Origin of the sequence: Pantoea anthophila (assembly GCF_026104315.1) — a bacterium.
In the GTDB taxonomy this organism is placed as follows: domain Bacteria; phylum Pseudomonadota; class Gammaproteobacteria; order Enterobacterales; family Enterobacteriaceae; genus Pantoea; species Pantoea anthophila.
In genome coordinates this window covers 1812713-1828587 of record NZ_CP110473.1, presented here as the reverse complement: position 1 = coordinate 1828587, position 15875 = coordinate 1812713, and the positions used below count along the sequence as shown (strand labels likewise).

Below are 15875 nucleotides of genomic sequence, written 5' to 3'. Positions count from 1 at the left end.
CGCGATAAGGCATGATTTGTTTCCTTTTTTTTCATTCCGCCATTTGCCCTTTTTTCAGAATCTGCACCACAATGACAAAGCGCCGTTACGGTAACGTCGCATCCATTTTGTGACAGGGAGAGAAAGCAATGAAATTCGTTAAACTGCTGACAGGTGCTGTACTGGCGGGTGTGGTTGCGCTGACACTGAGCGCCTGTGCGCCAACCGCAACCAAAGAGGGAACCGGTGGCTACATCGATGACACCGTTGTGACCACGAAAGTGAAAGGTGAACTGCTGAAGGATGACTCGCTGAAATCGACTGAAATCAACGTAGAAACCTTTAAGGGTAAAGTTCAGCTGAGCGGTTTTGTGTCATCGCCACAAATGGCTAATCGTGCTGTTCAGGTAACGCGCAGCGTACCGGGCGTGAAATCTGTCGTGAACAATATGCAGATTAAATAACGTTACACAGACACAAAAAAGGCCGCTGAATCAGCGGCCTTTTTCTCATCAGAAGCGGTAACCTGCCCCGAAGAAGAAGACCCACGGATCGATGCGCATATTGATGTTCTGCTGCTCGCCTCCCGCTTTAAACTTCACTTCCGTGTCGATATCCATGTACCACACCGACGCATTCAGCATCCAGTCGCGGTTGATCTGATAATCCAGGCCGACCTGACCCGCCACGCCCCACGAATCCTTGACGCTGAGATCGGTCAGGCCTGCATCGCGACCGGTCTGGTTGAAATCGGCATCATAGAAGGTGGTGTAGTTGACGCCCACGCCCACGTAGGGACGGGCTTTGCTTTTGCTGTCGAAGAAGTAGTACTGCGCCATCAGCGTCGGCGGTAACTGGCGCACGGTAGCCAGCGTACCGGTCGGGCCAAGACCCACTTTGTGACGGAACGGCGTGGCGGCGAGAAGTTCCACCCCGATATTGTCCGTTGCCATATAGGTAAAGGTCAGGCCGAGCTGCGTGTCGTTGGAGGCGCTGAACTCCCCCATGCCTAACACATTATCGGAGCCTTCGGTGGGGCGTACGGTTGCACTGCCGGCACGCATAAAGAAGTCGCCTGCTTCGTGGGCCATCGCCAGCTGGGGTAAAGCCAGCGCCAGCAGCATCGCGCATTTTGCCAGTTTCATTATCACTCCTTTGCTTAATGTTGATGTCGCGGGGGATTATCATTTTTTTTGCTGGCAGTTATTTAACGCGATTTACAGGAAATTGCACTCTGAACGCTTCAGATAAATTGCTTATAAAACAATGGATTGATTTAGATCAATTTCGGCACGCTTCGGCACCCGCAAATTCCCCTTGCTGAAAAATTCCGGCGGCCCTATTTTGCTTCTCTTCCTGGTTGATTTTGGTTCGATGCCTCGGGAGGGGCGGGTGATCAAATGAGTGACACATTAAATCCTTGTATCAGCTGTGGCGCCTGCTGCGCCCATTTTCGCGTCTCATTTTACTGGGCGGAAGCCGACGATGCGGGCGGTCTGGTGCCGACCGACCTGACCGAGCCGCTCAGCCTGCTCATGCGTAACATGCGGGGCACCAACGATCGCACCCCGCGCTGTGTCGCCCTGCAGGGAGAGATCGGCGGATGCGTTTCATGCGGAATCTATGAGCAGCGTCCCTCCCCCTGTAGGGAGTTCTCGCTGTCAGGAGAAGGCGGCATTCATAACGAAGCCTGCGATCGGGCCCGCGCCCGCTATGGCCTTCCCCCGCTTTTTTCGCCATCTTTACCTGTCGTGACAGAAAGTTATGCCACAGCGGGTGCCCGTGAGCTGCCAGAACATGTACAATCGCCGGGTTAATTAACCCGGTTCCTCCAAGGAGTGTACATGTCTATCACGGCAAGCTCGTTATACCGTGACACTGGAAATTTTGCGCGACATCAGCTGGCTACCCTGCTGCTGCTGTCGCTGCTGACCGCTTTTATCACTGTCATGCTGGTGCATGTGCTGACGCCTGGTGTCGATGAGATGGCCATTCTGCAGCAGGGTGACGACAGTGCCAGATCGTTGTTTGAGATAGTGCAGAGCATGTCGCCGGAACAGCAGCAGGTTCTGCTGCGGGCTTCGGCTGCCAGCACCTTCGCTGCGCTATTGGGTAACACGCTGCTGCTGGGCGGCATGCTCTGCCTGATTCCGATGGTCTCTTCCGGTCAGCGGGTCAGCGCTTTGCGGGCTATCGGGACTTCTGCGCCGCTGCTGCCCAGACTGCTGCTGCTGACCTTTCTGATGACGCTGGTGGCCCAGCTTGGCTTTATGGTGCTGGTGGTCCCCGGTATTCTGCTGACGATCCTGCTGTCACTGGCGCCGGTGATGCTTGCCAGTGAGAAGATGGGCGTGTTTGCCGCCATGCGCGCCAGCATGCGCATGGCCTGGAAGAACGTGAAGCTGATCGCCCCCGCCATCTTGCTCTGGCTGCTGGCGAAAGTGGTCGTGATGCTCTTTTTCGCTTCGCTGACCGTGCTGCCGCTGAATGTTTCGTCGGTCATTTTTACCGCGGCCGGCAATCTGGTTTCAGCCCTGTTGATCATCTATCTCTATCGGCTCTATATGCTGTTACGTTGACGGACGGTGCGCCTGCGGGCGCACTGGCATGCAACCCTGACGGGAATCACTATGAAGCAGTTACTCGACTTTCTCCCCCTGGTAGTCTTTTTCATCTTCTATAAGCTCTATGACATCTTTGTCGCCTCGGGCGCACTGATTGTCGCGACCGGTCTGGCGCTGGTCGTCAGCTGGGTGCTCTATCGCAGACTGGAAAAGATGACCATTTTCACCTTTGTGCTGGTCGCGGTCTTTGGCACCCTGACGCTGGTGTTCCACAACGATGAGTTTATTAAGTGGAAAGTGACGGTCATCTACAGCCTGTTCGCGCTCGCCCTGCTCTACAGCCAGTGGTTTATGAAACAGCCGCTGATCCAGAGCATGCTGGGTAAAGAGCTGCAGCTGCCGGACGCGGTCTGGCGTCGACTTAACGTCGCCTGGGCACTCTTCTTTCTGATTTGCGGCCTGGTGAACATCTACGTCGCCTTTTGGTTATCCCAGGCGTTTTGGGTTAACTTTAAAGTGTTTGGTCTCACCGGTCTGACCTTACTGTTTACCCTGCTTAGCGGGCTCTATATCTGGCGACAGATGCCGCAGCAGGAACAAAAATAATCATCCGCCCGGTTCGCCGGGCTTTTTTTCAGCATTCATCTGCATAAGAACGGGAAGCAATGGGCGAAAAACATAAATTACCGCAAGGTGAAATGGTGCTGCGTACGCTCGCCATGCCGGCAGACACCAACGCTAACGGCGATATCTTTGGTGGCTGGCTGATGTCACAGATGGATATGGGCGGCGCGATTCTGGCTAAAGAGATCGCGGAAGGCCGCGTGGTAACGGTACGCGTCGACGGCATGTCATTTCTGAAGCCGGTGGCGGTAGGGGATGTCGTGAGCTGTCATGCGCGCTGTATCCGGACCGGCAACAGTTCGATGACCATTAACGTCGAGGTGTGGATCAAGAAAGTGTCGTCTGAGCCGATTGGACAGACTTATTGTGCCACCGAAGCGGTCTTTATCTATGTGGCCGTGGACAGTGCGGGCAATTCCCGTCCGCTGCCAGCCGGCCGCGCCAATCAGCAGCCCGGCGAATAAAAAACGGGTCAGGCATCTCCGCCTGACCCGGCCTCTTACTCTATGCTGGCCCCGCCTTTAATTTTGAAGACGATATTCATTGTGAGTCCCTGACCCGGGCGACCGCTCTGGTAACGCCACTTTTTCATCGCCTGCTTTACGTTGCGCTCAAACATATTGCGCGGTTCCGCAGAGAGGATCTGGATGTTCTCTACCCGACCGTCACTGTCCACGTCAAACTTCACCCGCACGCGCCCTTCAACCCGCAGTGCAAACGCGCGCTGAGGATAGCCTGGCTTACTGACGCTCAGCGCTTTTGGGCCGGTTGATACCGATGGTGTCGATGACGGAGTCGCTTTTGGCGCAGTGGCTGGACGGGTCTGGGTCGCCGGCGTCTCCTGCCGGAACGGATTATCCTGCGGTTTACTCTCCTGACGCGGCTTCACGTCGCGTAGAGGTTTCTCCCGCTTGTGCTCGGTTTTGGGTTTGGGTTTTGGTTTGGGCTTCGGCTCAGGTTTGGGTATCGGCACCGGTTCCGCTTTCGGCGGTTCCGGCGCGGGCTGAGGTTCCGGTTGTGGCTGAGGTTCTGGCTGAGGTTCTGGCTGCGGCTCAGGCGCAGGCGGCTGCACAACAGCCGGAGCAGGCTCGGGCTGAACTTCCGGGGCAACCATGGTGACGCTGATGGGCTGAGAGGCCTTTGGCACTTCCGTCACCTGCTGGAATGACGCATACAGAATTCCGGCAATGACGGCCCCATGCAGAACAACAGACAGCAACATGGAGAGTGGCGTGCGTTTGGGTAAGGGCATAGTCAGCGTGGTCATAACAGTCGCAGTGATTGAATGAAGCAGCGATTTTAAATGCAAATAGCAATCAGTTTCAATAACTCCCGCCTTCAGGCCATCAGAAAAGCGCATTTAGCCCTTTATGCTGCGCCTCCCAGCCGCCGGAGTTTTCGTTTGCACTCTGAAGGGCAATCCCTTAACGTGTGCAAAATTCTGGTTAATGGGAGTTCCTGAGTGCTTTACGTCATTTATGCAGAAGATACTGCAGATTCACTGGAAAAGCGTAACGCCGTGCGCCCTGCCCATCTGGCACGGCTCAAACTGCTTCACGAAGAGGGACGCCTGATTATCGCTGGCCCGATGCCTGCCGTGGACAGTAACGATCCCGGCGTGGCGGGCTTTACCGGTTCCACCGTCATTGCGGAGTTCCCGTCGCTGGAAGCGGCGCAATCCTGGGCGCAGGATGATCCCTATATTGCGGCGGGCGTCTATAGTCAGGTCGCGGTTAAGCCGTTCAAACGTGTCTTCTGATTGCATCTGAGTATTAAAAATGGCTTCTGTGCCTGGCGCAGAAGCCATTTTTTTTCGTAGAGAGAGGGAATATGCAGATTGTTATTCTGGCGCTGCTGCTGGTCATCGCTTTACTGCTTGGCAGGGCTATTTATCTCTGGCGGACGCAGGGCTGGCGCAGGAAGAAACAGACGATCGTGATGCTGATTGTGCTGGCAGCAGCGTTGCAGCTGGTAAATGTCACGCTGATGATGACGAAGCCGCTTCATCCCGGCTGACCATAAAGCCACTGGGGTAAAAGGCATTAAAGATCAGGACAGCTGATTGACTGTCCTGTTCTTCATACTCTGTTATCTTTATATCAGCCGCGATCCAGAATCAGACCAATCAGCGCGTGATAGTGCTGTTCTTCTTCCGGGCTGGTAACATGCTGCAGGCGGCTAATCAGTTTTGAGCAGATCGCTTTGCGGTTCAGGCTGCGACCGGAACGAATAATTTCCGTGACAACCGACCCCAGGATCGCCTGCTGTGAAGGCTGTGCAGCACTGTGCAGATAGGCGGTAATGTCTGAAACTGAAGCGGGAATATGTACGTTAGTCTGCATGATTGTCCCTTAAAGGTGTCGTTAAAGTTACTAAGCGATGCGGTAAAGTTATACAAAAACACCCCTCCTGTACAGGTATTTAGCGCGAAAAATCACCCAAAGCGTGACATTTTCCATTAAATTCATTTAATACATAGACTTAAAACAATGTAAAGTTGTACAAGTTTCTTCTCGCTTTGTACACATCCCCTGTCAGCCTCCTCAGACCCGCCCCTTTTTCGCCTGATCCTTTTAACTTACGGCTTTTTTTGACCGGCGAGAGGATTTATCTGTTACCTCTGTCTACATTTACTATTCGTGATTTACACCTCTGAATGGATGCACCGCACTGTCGCGAGCTCACTATGAATAAAACCTATCCTGTTCCGGTTCTCACTCTGGCTGACACGCTTTTATCCCGGCTTGCCGCGCTGGCCGATCCTAAAATAGAAGTATTAAGTGGTTATCCGGCGAACTGCTCTGCCTGGCTGACGATCTACTATCAGCGCAAATCAGGCCGGTGGAGTTACGAATGGTATGATCGGGAGGGTTATCGCCGGCCAGCGGCGCTGGGCAGCGCAATGCCCTGTCTGATGCTCGAGGTTAACGATCGGGGAGCGTCGCTTCAGGAGCAGGCTCAGGCGCGCCGGTTACTGGCCGAGCAGGGCTTTTTTGAAGCCTGAGGGTGCCCCGGACAATGCGCAGCCCGCCTGCTGCCTCAAAGGGTATCGGCTTACAGGGCGGGCTGAAGAGGTACGGGATTAAACCATCTGCGTGATGAACAGAATCGATCGACGCTGCTGCTGCGCCAGCTGGTGGCGGATACAATGGATGCGTTTATAACGGCGTGACTGCCCTTCCAGCCAGCGTGAACGGCGACGGTGAACCTGTCGTAACATTCTCCAGCGTGCCACTTCATTTCTGCTTCGTTTCATCACTTCCTCTCTGCCATCGTCTACGCCGCCGCATTATAGAGATCTCTGCGACAATACCCAATCTGTTCTCTCATTATTCTCGTCAGGGATAAAGGTTTCGTTAGCCGTCATCTGCACGTAAACTTGCCAGACGGAAGCGCGAACGGGATGTCCACTTTATGACCACTTTTTATACGCTGATCAGCTGGTTGCTGCTGTTTGGTTACTGGCTGCTGATTGCCGGTGTCACACTGCGCATCCTGATAAAGCGCCGGGCTGTCACGTCGGCGATGGCCTGGCTGCTGGTTATCTATATTCTGCCGCTGGTCGGCATTATCGCTTATCTCTCCTTTGGCGAACTGCACCTGGGTAAACGTCGCGCGGAGCGCGCCCGCACCATGTGGCCGTCAACGGCCCGCTGGCTGAATGATCTGAAGCAGTGCCGCGAGATTTTCGCGACGGAACACAGCGACGTCGCGCGCTCGTTATTTGAGCTTTGCTACCATCGTCAGGGCATTGCCGGGGTAAAGGGAAATCAGCTGCAACTGTTAACCAGCGCCGATGATGTGATGCAGGCACTGATTCGTGACATCCAGCTGGCCCGCCATAATATCGAGATGGTATTTTACATCTGGCACCCCGGTGGTCTGGCAGATGAAGTTGCCGAATCGCTGATGGCGGCGTCGCGCCGTGGCGTCCACTGCCGTCTGCTGCTGGACTCTGCGGGCAGCGTAAACTTTTTCCGCAGCCCCTGGGCGGGCATGATGCGCAACGCCGGCATTGACGTAGTGGAAGCGTTACAGGTGAGCCTGCTGCGCGTCTTCCTGCGGCGGATGGATCTGCGCCAGCATCGTAAAATCGTGCTGATTGATAACTACATCGCCTACACCGGCAGTATGAATCTGGTCGACCCCCGCTTCTTTAAACAGAGTGCCGGTGTGGGTCAGTGGATAGATCTGATGGCGCGTATGGAAGGCCCGGTCGCGACCGCGATGGGGATCGTTTTCAGCTGCGACTGGGAAATAGAGACCGGTAAGCGCATTCTGCCGCCCCCGCCCGATCGCAACATCATGCCGTTTGAACAGGAGAGCGGCCACACCGTGCAGGTGATCGCCTCCGGTCCCGGTTTTCCGGAAGATATGATCCATCAGGCCCTGCTGACCGCCGTCTATTCGGCGCGTGAGCAACTGATCATGACGACCCCCTACTTTGTGCCCAGCGACGATCTGCTGCATGCGATCTGTACGGCGGCGCAGCGTGGCGTCAGCGTCAGCCTGATCCTGCCGCGTCACAATGACTCGCTGCTGGTCGGCTGGGCCAGCCGCGCCTTCTTCAGTGAATTGCTGGAGGCGGGCGTGAAGATTTACCAGTTTGAAGATGGTCTGCTGCATACCAAGAGCGTGCTGGTGGACGGACAGCTGAGCCTGGTCGGCACCGTGAATCTCGATATGCGCAGTTTATGGCTTAATTTCGAGGTGACGCTGGTAGTGGATGATGCGGGCTTCGGCAGTGACCTGGCCTGCGTACAGGATGACTATATCGCGCGGTCGCGCCTGCTGGAGGGTAAGCGCTGGGCAAAACGTGCCTGGTGGCAGCGCATTGTTGAACGACTGTTTTACTTCTTCAGCCCTTTACTGTAAAACGAGCCAGATTGTGTAAATGGCCGCAGGCAGACAGGACAGACTATGGATTTAAATAATCGCCTTACCGAAGATGAAACGCTGGAACAGGCCTACGATATTTTTCTCGAACTGGCAGGTGACAATCTCGATCCGGCAGACATCATTCTCTTCAATCTGCAGTTTGAGGAGCGCGGTGGCGCAGAGCTGTTCGACCCGTCTGAAGACTGGAAAGATCATGTTGATTTCGATCTAAACCCTGACTTTTTCGCCGAGGTGGTGATTGGGCTGGGTGAAGCGGACGGTGAGCCGATCACCGACGTCTTTGCGCGCGTGCTGCTGTGCCGTGAAAAAGATCACAAGCTGTGTCATATCCTGTGGCGTGAATAGACCGTAGATGCGCGGTGACGTGAATGTCGTCGTGGCGCAGCATCCCACAACAGAAAACGCCGGGCAATTGCCCGGCGTTTTGCTTCAGAGCGGGTCGACCTTGAGACAGGAGACCGCATGGTGGAAGCTGCCTTCCAGCAGCGGACGGGTTTTCGCACACTCCGGTCCGGCAATCGGACAGCGGGTGCGGAACACGCAGCCTGACGGCGGATTGATCGGCGACGGCAGCTCCCCTTCCAGTAGCTGAATCTGCTTGTTCTTCTCCAGATCGGGATCGGGAATCGGCACGGCAGACATCAGCGCCCGGGTGTAAGGGTGCTGCGGATTGCCATAGACCTCGCTGTAGGTGCCCAGCTCCACCGCATGTCCCAGATACATCACCAGCACGCGATCAGAGATATGTTTCACCACGGCCAGATCGTGCGCGATGAAGATCAGTGACAGTCCCATTTCACGCTGCAGCTGCTGCAGCAGATTCACCACCTGCGCCTGAATCGACACGTCGAGCGCCGAAACCGGCTCATCACAGATAATGAGCTTTGGCTCCAGAATCAGCGCACGGGCGATGCCGATACGCTGACACTGGCCACCCGAAAACTCATGCGGATAGCGGTTAATCAGGTTCGGCAGCAGGCCCACCTTCATCATCATATTTTTGACGCGATCTTTCACTTCCTGACGCGCCATCTTCGGATGATAGGTGCGCAGCGGCTCGGCGATGATATCGCCGATAGTCATACGCGGATTCAGAGAGGCCAGCGGGTCCTGGAAGATCATCTGAATGTCGCTACGCGCCTTGCGCCACTCCTCTTCGCTCTGACCGAGCAGATCGCGGCCTAACCAGGCGACACGCCCTTCTGTGGCTTTGACCAGCCCGATAATGGCGCGTGCCAGCGTCGATTTGCCGCAGCCGGACTCGCCCACCACGCCCAGGGTTTCCCCTTCATAGAGACGCAGGCTGACCCCGTCCACCGCTTTCAGGGTCTTTGAAGGCTGCCAGAACCACTGCTTGCCATCTTTAATGTCGAAATGCACCTTCAGGTCGGCGATTTCCAGTAACACTTTCTTTTCAGCTACGGTGCTCATACTAACTCCTCCACCGGCTTAAAGCAGGCACGCAGACGGCCATCGCCAAACGGCTCCAGCGGCGGCGACTGGGTGCAGATATCCATCGCGTGCGGGCAGCGCGGCTGGAACGGACAGCCCTGCGGCAGACGCAGCAGATTGGGTGGATTCCCCGGAATGGTCGTGAGGCTCTCGCCCTCGGCATCCAGGCGTGGTACGGCATTGAGCAGGCCGATCGAATAAGGATGGGCGGGCTGGTAAAAGACATCGCGGGCGCGGCCATACTCCATGGTGCGTCCGGCGTACATCACCAGCACTTTGTCGCAGATCCCCGCCACCACGCCGAGATCGTGGGTGATCATGATGATGGCGGTGTTGAACTCGCGCTTCAGTTCATTGAGCAGCGTCATGATCTGCGCCTGCACCGTCACATCCAGCGCCGTGGTCGGTTCATCGGCAATCAGCAGCTTTGGACGACAGAGCAGCGCCATGGCGATCATCACGCGCTGGCGCATCCCACCGGAGAACTCATGCGGATACATTTTCATTCGCTTGCGCGCTTCCGGCATCTTCACCGCATCCAGCATTCTCACCGACTCTTCGAAAGCCTGTGCGCTGCTCATCCCCTTGTGCAGTTTCAGCACTTCCATCAGCTGCTCGCCGACCCGCATATAGGGATTGAGCGAGGTCATCGGGTCCTGGAAGATCATCGCGATCTGCTCAGCGCGCAGCCGGTTAAGCTGGCTTTCCGGCAGATTCAGGATCTCTTTGCCGTTGAACAGCGCAGAACCGCCAATGCGCCCGTTTTTCGCCAGCAACCCCATCAGGGCAAAGGCGGTCTGTGACTTGCCCGAACCGGACTCACCGACAATGCCCAGCGTCTCCCCTGCGCGCAGCGAGAAGTTCAGATTGTTCACCGCGGTGACATCACCATCGTGCGTGCCAAAGGTGACGCGTAAATCTTTGACCGTAAGTAGCTGTTCGCTTCCCGCGCGGGCCGCCATCGCTGGCTGAAATTCATGAATAGTCATCGGGAAACTCCTTAACGATCTTTCGGGTCGAGGGCATCACGCAGGCCATCGCCGATAAAGTTGAAACAGAACAGCGTGACCACCAGGAAGCCCGCCGGGAACAGCAACAGCCACGGCGACACTTCCATGGAGTTGGCTCCGTCGCTCAGCAGTGCGCCCCAGCTGCTCAGAGGTTCCTGCGTGCCCAGACCCAGGAAGCTCAGGAAGGATTCAAACAGGATCATACTGGGCACCAGCAGTGAGGCGTAAACCACCACCACCCCCAGCACGTTGGGCACGATATGGCGCACCACAATTTTCCAGGTCGATACCCCACCCACATGGGCGGCTTCGATAAACTCTTTGCGCTTCAGGCTCAGCGTCTGGCCGCGCACAATACGCGCCATATCCAGCCATGAAACCATGCCGATGGCGGCAAAGATCAGCAGGATGTTACGACCAAAGAAGGTCACCAGCAGGATCACGAAGAACATGAACGGGAAGGAGTTGAGGATTTCCAGAACACGCATCATGGCCGAGTCGGTTTTGCCGCCCAGGTAACCGGCAATGGAGCCATACAGGGTACCGACCACCACGGCGATCAGGGCGGAGGCGACGCCGACCATCAGGGAGATACGGCCGCCGATGGCCACACGCACCAGCAGGTCACGCCCCGACGAGTCGGTGCCGAACCAGTGACCGGAAGTGGTATCCGGCGGTGAAGACATCATCGCCCAGTCGGTATCGTCGTAGGTGAACTGCGCCACCATCGGCGCGATAATCACAAACAGCGTAATGACCAGCAGCACCAGCAGGCTGATCAGGGCTGCCCGGTTATGGATAAAACGACGACGCGCGTCCTGCCAGAGACTGCGCCCTTCTACTTCCAGCTTCTCACTGAACGCATCAAGAGCTTCGCTGTTTTTCTTACTTAACATCATGGCGAACTCCGCAATCAGTAACGAATTTTGGGATCGATGACGGCATAGAGCACATCGACAATCGCGTTAAACAGGATAGTCAGCAGACCGACCAGAATCGTCAGGCTCATCACCAGCGAGTAGTCGCGGTTCAGTGCGCCGTTAACAAACAGCTGACCGATGCCCGGCAGACCATAGATCGATTCGATCACCATCGAACCGGTGATGATGCCGACAAAGGCGGGTCCCATATAGGAGATGACCGGCAGCAGAGCCGGTTTCAGCGCATGACGCAGCACAATGCGGCGCAGCGGTAAGCCTTTGGCGCGAGCCGTGCGGATAAAGTTGGAGTGCATAACTTCAATCATCGATCCACGGGTGATACGGGCAATGCTGGCAATGTAAGCCAGTGAGAGTGCCACCATCGGCAGCAGCATGTAGTTCCACTGCCCGCCATTCCAGCCCCCGCCCGGCAGCCATTTCAGGCTGATCGCGAACAGCAGAACCAGCAGCGGCGCGACCACAAAGCTGGGTATCACCACGCCGGTCATTGCCACCCCCATTACCGCGAAGTCCCACAGGGTGTTCTGTTTCAGCGCGGCGATGACCCCGGCCGTGACGCCGAGCACGATCGCCAGCAGGAACGCGGCCAGACCCAGTTTTGCCGAGACCGGGAACGCGTGCGCGACCAGATAGTTAACCGAATAATCTTTGTATTTAAAGGATGGGCCGAAATCGCCGTGGGCCAGCTGGACCAGGTAATCGACATACTGCTTACCGATAGGATCGTTGAGGTGATATTTCGCCTCAATGTTGGCCATCACTTCCGGTGCCAGGGTGCGCTCGCCGGTAAAGGGGCTGCCGGGTGCCAGTCGCATCATAAAGAAGGAGATGGTAATCAGGACGAACAGCGTCGGAATCGCTTCAAGCAAGCGACGCAGGATGAATTTTAACATTGCCGTACCTACCAGGCTGTTGCTTCACAACATATAAAAAATAGTAAAAAGGCGGCGCGAGAGGCGCCGCCACTGCTGATAGCCTGAACGCTATTAGTGTTTAATGATGTAGAAGTCTTTAGACAGCGTTTTATCCAGCGGATCTTTACCGGTATACCCACCAACGTAAGGTTTCACCAGACGCGTATTCACGTAGTAGTAAACCGGTACGATGGTGCTGTCTTTATCCAGGATCTGCTCGGCCTGCTGATAGTCCGCTGCACGGCCTTTAGCATCCGGCGCTTTAATCGCGTCACGCACCACTTTGTCAAACGCATCGCTCTTATAGTGCGAGGTGTTACTGCTGCTGTTAGAGAGCATGATGTTCAGGAAGGAAGTCGGTTCGTTGTAGTCCGCACACCAGGCCGCACGCGCCACATCGAAGTTACCCTGATGACGGGTGTCCAGGAAGGTTTTCCACTCCTGGTTTTCCAGCTTGATATTCACACCGATGTTTTTCTTCCAGATCGACGAGGCGGCAATCGCCAGCTTCTTGTGCAGATCGGAGGTGTTGTAGAGCAGGTTGAAGGTCAGCGGTTTATCCGCCGTGTAGCCCGCTTCAGCCAGCAGTTTTTTCGCTTCGGCGTTACGTTTATCCTGTGACCACTTGAACCAGTCTGGCGGCAGGATTTCCATACCATCGGTGGCTGGCGGTGTGAAGCTGTAGGCCGGCTTCTGACCCTGGGCCAGCACTTTATTCACCATGATGTCACGGTCCAGACCCAGCTTCAGGGCGGCACGAACGCGCGGATCGGTAAATGGCGCTTTCTGGTTATTGATTTCGTAGTAGTAGGTGCAGAGATAAGGATCGACATGCAGCTCTTTGCCGTTCTCGCGCTGCAGCTTTTTGAACAGCTCGATCGGCAGGTTGTTATAGGTCATGTCGCTGCCGTTCTCGGAGAAGTAACGGTTGACGTCACTGACTTCAGAACTGATTGGCAGGTAGGTAACCTTGTTCAGCACGGTGTGCTCGTTGTCCCAGTAGTTCGGGTTACGCACCAGCGTGATGCGTTCGTTGATGACGTGTGCGTCGAGCTTAAAGGCACCGTTGCCGACCCAGTTTTGCGGCTGAGTCCACTGTTCGCCGAACTTCTCAATCGCCGGTTTATAAACCGGTGACATCACGGAGTTGATCAGCAGCTTATCAAAATAGGGAACCGGCTCACTCAGGGTCACTTCCAGCGTGTGGTCATCAATCGCTTTCACGCCCAGATCGGTAATGGGCTTTTTACCTGCGATGATGTCATCAACGTTCAGGATATGACCATACTGAGGATAGCTGGCGTAGGGTGAAGCCGTTTTCGGGTCAACCAGACGCTCCCAGCTGTAGACGAAGTCCTGCGCGGTTACCGGCTCGCCGTTAGACCATTTGGCATTTTTACGCAGGTGGAAAGTCCACACTTTGAAATCTTTATTTTCATAGCTTTCCGCCACGCCCGGGATCGGTTTGCCGTTGCTGTCATTGACCAGCAGACCTTCATAGAGATCGCGCGCCACGTTGTCTTCCGGCACGCCCTCGATTTTGTGCGGGTCGAGCGACTGCACTTCATCGCCATTGCCGCGAACGAGCTCCTGTTTGGCTGCCAGTTCAACGCCTGCAGGCACGGTCGCCGCGAAAGCCGCATTCCCTGCCAGGGCACTTATTGCGGCGAAGACGCCCGCTGCTATCAGGCTTTTTTTCGTGATGTTGTTCATTATTACACTCCAGTTTTATTATCGTCACCGCAGCGCTGTTCTGCCGCGGCGTCCCCCGTTTCCGGGCTCCCTTAACCCGGGAGAGTGACCCAAAAAATTGGTCTGTTTGCTGATGCGCTTCCCGTCTGTCTCGCCAGGATGGCGAGCAGATCAGTGTTTTTTAATAAAATAGTACTTCAGGTCTGTCATATCCTGCGGGTCTTTGCCCGTGAAACCGCCAACCCAGGGCTTCACCAGGCGCACACTGACGCGGTAGTAAACTGGCACAATGGGTGAGTCTTTGTCGAGTTGTGTTTCAGCCTGCTGATAGAGCTCCGCGCGCTGCGCCTCACTGCCCGCCGTCAGGCTCTTCGCCATCAGCTCGTCAAAGGCCGCACTGCTGTAAAAGGCGGTATTGATCGAGGCGTTGCTGATCAGCATGTTGAGAAAGGTTGAAGGCTCATTGTAATCGGCGCACCAGGTGGCTCGCACCACGTCATACTGGGCCTGATGACGGGTCTCCAGCATCGTCTTCCACTCCTGATTCTGCAGGGTGACTTTTGCGCCGAGATTTTTCTGCCACATTGAAGCGGCCGCAATCGCCTGCCGTTTATTCTGATCGGAAGTGTTATAGAGCAGCGTGAAGGTCAGCGGATTGGCGGCGTTGAATCCCGCCTCTGCCAGCAGCTTTTTCGCCGCCTCATTGCGTTGCGCCTGCGTCCAGGTAAACCAGGCTGGCGGTGTCAGCTTAATACCAGCGGTAAAGGGCGGCGTCAGGCTGTAAGCCGGAATCTGTCCCTGCCCCATAATTTTTCTGGCAATCACCTCACGGTCGAGGGTCATCTTTAGGGCGGCGCGCACCCGTGGATCGGTGAACGGCGCCTTTTTGTTATTGATTTCATAATAAAACGTGCAGAGCAGCGGACTGATCTTCACCTCATCGCCGAGATCCCTGCGCAGCTTGCCAAACATCTCCGGCGGCAGGGCGCTGTTGGTGATGTCCGTTCCGCCACTGCGGTAGCGGTTGATATCGCTGTTTTCAGAGGCGATGGGCAGGAAGGTCCCCTGCTCAATCACCGTATGGGCATTGTCCCAGTAGTGAGGATTGCGCTTCAGAACAATTTTTTCATTCACTACCCAGTCGCTTAAGGTATAAGCACCGTTACCGATATAGTGACCCGGCCGGGTCCAGGCGTCGCCCCACTCTTTGATAGCGGGTGCATAAACCGGCTTCAGCGCTGTGTGCGCCAGCATGGCTACCAGATAAGGCACCGGTTCAGTCAGCATAATCTGCAGCCGGTGGTCATCGAGCGCTTTCACGCCCAGCTGATCGGGTGACGCTTTACCAGCCAAAATCGCATCGATCCCGGCAACATGGGCGGCCTGCAGATAGCTGGAGTAAGGGGATGCGGTGGCAGGGTCCACCAGCCGACGCCAGCTGTAGACAAAATCTGCGGCGGTCACCGGCTTACCATTACTCCACTTAGCATCATCCCGCAGGTTAAAGATCCAGACGGTGGGCTGCGGATTCTCCCAGCTCAGGGCAACGCCGGGAACGACCTTACCGAAATTATCGGTGTTAACCAGACCGTCCAGCAGGTTGTGAATAATATTGGATTCCGGCACACCTTCGGTTTTATGGGGATCCAGCGAAGAGACTTCGTTGCCATTGTTAATCACAATCTGTTGCTGCGCGGCCAGCGTCGTTCCGGGAGGAACCGTGGCGGCATAAGCCGGCGGAAACGCTATTAACAGTGCGGCGAGAGTCAGCCGCTGTTGCTGCACATTCATCATCCCAGT

The 15875-nt window shown here is 55.8% G+C and carries 20 protein-coding genes; 10 read left to right on the top strand and 10 right to left on the bottom strand.

The window, feature by feature from the left end:
• Positions 1-128 precede the first annotated feature (128 nt).
• On the top strand, positions 129-443 hold the full coding sequence (locus OJ965_RS11035) for a BON domain-containing protein (protein ID WP_009089937.1): 315 nt from the start codon (positions 129-131) through the stop codon (positions 441-443).
• 48 nt (positions 444-491) lie between these two features.
• On the opposite strand, the gene ompW is transcribed toward OJ965_RS11035, so the two are convergent.
• Positions 492-1124 (bottom strand): outer membrane protein OmpW, encoded by a 633-nt coding sequence (ompW, locus tag OJ965_RS11030; protein WP_009089935.1) that lies wholly within the window; start codon positions 1122-1124, stop codon positions 492-494.
• A gap of 255 nt (positions 1125-1379) precedes the next feature.
• Between ompW and OJ965_RS11025 the strand changes: the two genes are divergently transcribed.
• Genes OJ965_RS11025 through yciA form a run of 4 tightly spaced genes read left to right on the top strand, consistent with a single transcriptional unit; the run spans position 1380 to position 3631 of the window.
• Positions 1380-1796 (top strand): YkgJ family cysteine cluster protein, encoded by a 417-nt coding sequence (locus OJ965_RS11025; protein WP_265139211.1) that lies wholly within the window; start codon positions 1380-1382, stop codon positions 1794-1796.
• Between the two features lie 27 nt (positions 1797-1823).
• A complete protein-coding gene (locus OJ965_RS11020; protein WP_009089932.1) occupies positions 1824-2558 on the top strand; it encodes a YciC family protein in 735 nt (244 codons plus the stop codon).
• Positions 2559-2609: 51 nt separating this feature from the next.
• Complete coding sequence (locus tag OJ965_RS11015; RefSeq protein ID WP_046101919.1) at positions 2610-3149, top strand: septation protein A; 540 nt, start codon at positions 2610-2612, stop codon at positions 3147-3149.
• A 59-nt stretch (positions 3150-3208) separates the two neighbouring features.
• Positions 3209-3631, top strand: coding sequence for an acyl-CoA thioester hydrolase YciA (gene yciA, locus OJ965_RS11010; RefSeq protein WP_009089928.1), 423 nt, complete (start codon positions 3209-3211; stop codon positions 3629-3631).
• A gap of 35 nt (positions 3632-3666) precedes the next feature.
• On the opposite strand, the gene tonB is transcribed toward yciA, so the two are convergent.
• On the bottom strand, positions 3667-4434 hold the full coding sequence (gene tonB / locus OJ965_RS11005; RefSeq protein ID WP_265139210.1) for a TonB system transport protein TonB: 768 nt from the start codon (positions 4432-4434) through the stop codon (positions 3667-3669).
• A 195-nt stretch (positions 4435-4629) separates the two neighbouring features.
• On the opposite strand from tonB, the gene OJ965_RS11000 reads away from it, so the two are divergent.
• On the top strand, positions 4630-4926 hold the full coding sequence (locus OJ965_RS11000) for a YciI family protein (protein ID WP_009089924.1): 297 nt from the start codon (positions 4630-4632) through the stop codon (positions 4924-4926).
• Positions 4927-4997: 71 nt separating this feature from the next.
• Positions 4998-5183 carry a hypothetical protein gene (locus OJ965_RS10995; protein ID WP_058958173.1) on the top strand — a complete coding sequence of 62 codons (186 nt, stop codon included), beginning with the start codon at positions 4998-5000 and terminating at the stop codon, positions 5181-5183.
• Between the two features lie 83 nt (positions 5184-5266).
• On the opposite strand, the gene ycgZ is transcribed toward OJ965_RS10995, so the two are convergent.
• Entirely contained in the window at positions 5267-5509 is a 243-nt protein-coding gene (gene ycgZ, locus OJ965_RS10990) for a regulatory protein YcgZ (RefSeq protein ID WP_009089921.1), read from the bottom strand.
• 344 nt (positions 5510-5853) lie between these two features.
• Here ycgZ and OJ965_RS10985 point away from each other — a divergent pair, with 344 nt between their 5' ends.
• Positions 5854-6171, top strand: coding sequence for a hypothetical protein (locus OJ965_RS10985; protein ID WP_265139209.1), 318 nt, complete (start codon positions 5854-5856; stop codon positions 6169-6171).
• Between the two features lie 78 nt (positions 6172-6249).
• Here OJ965_RS10985 and OJ965_RS10980 read toward each other — a convergent pair whose 3' ends face one another.
• Positions 6250-6423, bottom strand: coding sequence for a YciY family protein (locus tag OJ965_RS10980; protein WP_128084052.1), 174 nt, complete (start codon positions 6421-6423; stop codon positions 6250-6252).
• Between the two features lie 158 nt (positions 6424-6581).
• On the opposite strand from OJ965_RS10980, the gene cls reads away from it, so the two are divergent.
• Positions 6582-8042, top strand: a complete 1461-nt coding sequence (gene cls, locus OJ965_RS10975; protein ID WP_009089916.1) for a cardiolipin synthase — start codon at positions 6582-6584, stop codon at positions 8040-8042.
• 45 nt (positions 8043-8087) lie between these two features.
• Positions 8088-8411 carry an HI1450 family dsDNA-mimic protein gene (locus OJ965_RS10970; RefSeq protein WP_009089915.1) on the top strand — a complete coding sequence of 108 codons (324 nt, stop codon included), beginning with the start codon at positions 8088-8090 and terminating at the stop codon, positions 8409-8411.
• A gap of 84 nt (positions 8412-8495) precedes the next feature.
• Here OJ965_RS10970 and oppF read toward each other — a convergent pair whose 3' ends face one another.
• From oppF to OJ965_RS10940, 6 genes are all read right to left on the bottom strand, one after another.
• A complete protein-coding gene (gene oppF, locus OJ965_RS10965; RefSeq protein ID WP_009089913.1) occupies positions 8496-9497 on the bottom strand; it encodes a murein tripeptide/oligopeptide ABC transporter ATP binding protein OppF in 1002 nt (333 codons plus the stop codon).
• The gene (oppD, locus tag OJ965_RS10960) at positions 9494-10507 is read right to left on the bottom strand and encodes an ABC transporter ATP-binding protein (protein ID WP_154928223.1); all 1014 of its coding nucleotides are present in this window, start codon (positions 10505-10507) and stop codon (positions 9494-9496) included. The genes oppF and oppD overlap by 4 nt, the downstream gene beginning before the upstream one ends.
• An 11-nt stretch (positions 10508-10518) precedes the next feature.
• Positions 10519-11427, bottom strand: coding sequence for an oligopeptide ABC transporter permease OppC (gene oppC / locus OJ965_RS10955; RefSeq protein WP_046101922.1), 909 nt, complete (start codon positions 11425-11427; stop codon positions 10519-10521).
• A gap of 14 nt (positions 11428-11441) precedes the next feature.
• Complete coding sequence (gene oppB, locus OJ965_RS10950) at positions 11442-12362, bottom strand: oligopeptide ABC transporter permease OppB (protein ID WP_009089910.1); 921 nt, start codon at positions 12360-12362, stop codon at positions 11442-11444.
• A gap of 93 nt (positions 12363-12455) precedes the next feature.
• On the bottom strand, positions 12456-14096 hold the full coding sequence (gene oppA / locus OJ965_RS10945; protein WP_058958172.1) for an oligopeptide ABC transporter substrate-binding protein OppA: 1641 nt from the start codon (positions 14094-14096) through the stop codon (positions 12456-12458).
• 150 nt (positions 14097-14246) lie between these two features.
• Positions 14247-15869 carry an ABC transporter substrate-binding protein gene (locus OJ965_RS10940; RefSeq protein ID WP_265139265.1) on the bottom strand — a complete coding sequence of 541 codons (1623 nt, stop codon included), beginning with the start codon at positions 15867-15869 and terminating at the stop codon, positions 14247-14249.
• Positions 15870-15875: the final 6 nt, after the last annotated feature.

Coding starts and splice junctions, on each gene's coding strand:
- OJ965_RS11035 (WP_009089937.1), top strand. CDS start 129: ATGAAATTCGTTAAACTGCTGACAGGTGCTGTACTGGCGGGTGTGGTT.
- ompW (WP_009089935.1), bottom strand. CDS start 1,124: ATGAAACTGGCAAAATGCGCGATGCTGCTGGCGCTGGCTTTACCCCAG.
- OJ965_RS11025 (WP_265139211.1), top strand. CDS start 1,380: ATGAGTGACACATTAAATCCTTGTATCAGCTGTGGCGCCTGCTGCGCC.
- OJ965_RS11020 (WP_009089932.1), top strand. CDS start 1,824: ATGTCTATCACGGCAAGCTCGTTATACCGTGACACTGGAAATTTTGCG.
- OJ965_RS11015 (WP_046101919.1), top strand. CDS start 2,610: ATGAAGCAGTTACTCGACTTTCTCCCCCTGGTAGTCTTTTTCATCTTC.
- yciA (WP_009089928.1), top strand. CDS start 3,209: ATGGGCGAAAAACATAAATTACCGCAAGGTGAAATGGTGCTGCGTACG.
- tonB (WP_265139210.1), bottom strand. CDS start 4,434: ATGACCACGCTGACTATGCCCTTACCCAAACGCACGCCACTCTCCATG.
- OJ965_RS10995 (WP_058958173.1), top strand. CDS start 4,998: ATGCAGATTGTTATTCTGGCGCTGCTGCTGGTCATCGCTTTACTGCTT.
- ycgZ (WP_009089921.1), bottom strand. CDS start 5,509: ATGCAGACTAACGTACATATTCCCGCTTCAGTTTCAGACATTACCGCC.
- OJ965_RS10985 (WP_265139209.1), top strand. CDS start 5,854: ATGAATAAAACCTATCCTGTTCCGGTTCTCACTCTGGCTGACACGCTT.
- OJ965_RS10980 (WP_128084052.1), bottom strand. CDS start 6,423: ATGAAACGAAGCAGAAATGAAGTGGCACGCTGGAGAATGTTACGACAG.
- cls (WP_009089916.1), top strand. CDS start 6,582: ATGACCACTTTTTATACGCTGATCAGCTGGTTGCTGCTGTTTGGTTAC.
- OJ965_RS10970 (WP_009089915.1), top strand. CDS start 8,088: ATGGATTTAAATAATCGCCTTACCGAAGATGAAACGCTGGAACAGGCC.
- oppF (WP_009089913.1), bottom strand. CDS start 9,497: ATGAGCACCGTAGCTGAAAAGAAAGTGTTACTGGAAATCGCCGACCTG.
- oppD (WP_154928223.1), bottom strand. CDS start 10,507: ATGACTATTCATGAATTTCAGCCAGCGATGGCGGCCCGCGCGGGAAGC.
- oppC (WP_046101922.1), bottom strand. CDS start 11,427: ATGATGTTAAGTAAGAAAAACAGCGAAGCTCTTGATGCGTTCAGTGAG.
- oppB (WP_009089910.1), bottom strand. CDS start 12,362: ATGTTAAAATTCATCCTGCGTCGCTTGCTTGAAGCGATTCCGACGCTG.
- oppA (WP_058958172.1), bottom strand. CDS start 14,096: ATGAACAACATCACGAAAAAAAGCCTGATAGCAGCGGGCGTCTTCGCC.
- OJ965_RS10940 (WP_265139265.1), bottom strand. CDS start 15,869: ATGATGAATGTGCAGCAACAGCGGCTGACTCTCGCCGCACTGTTAATA.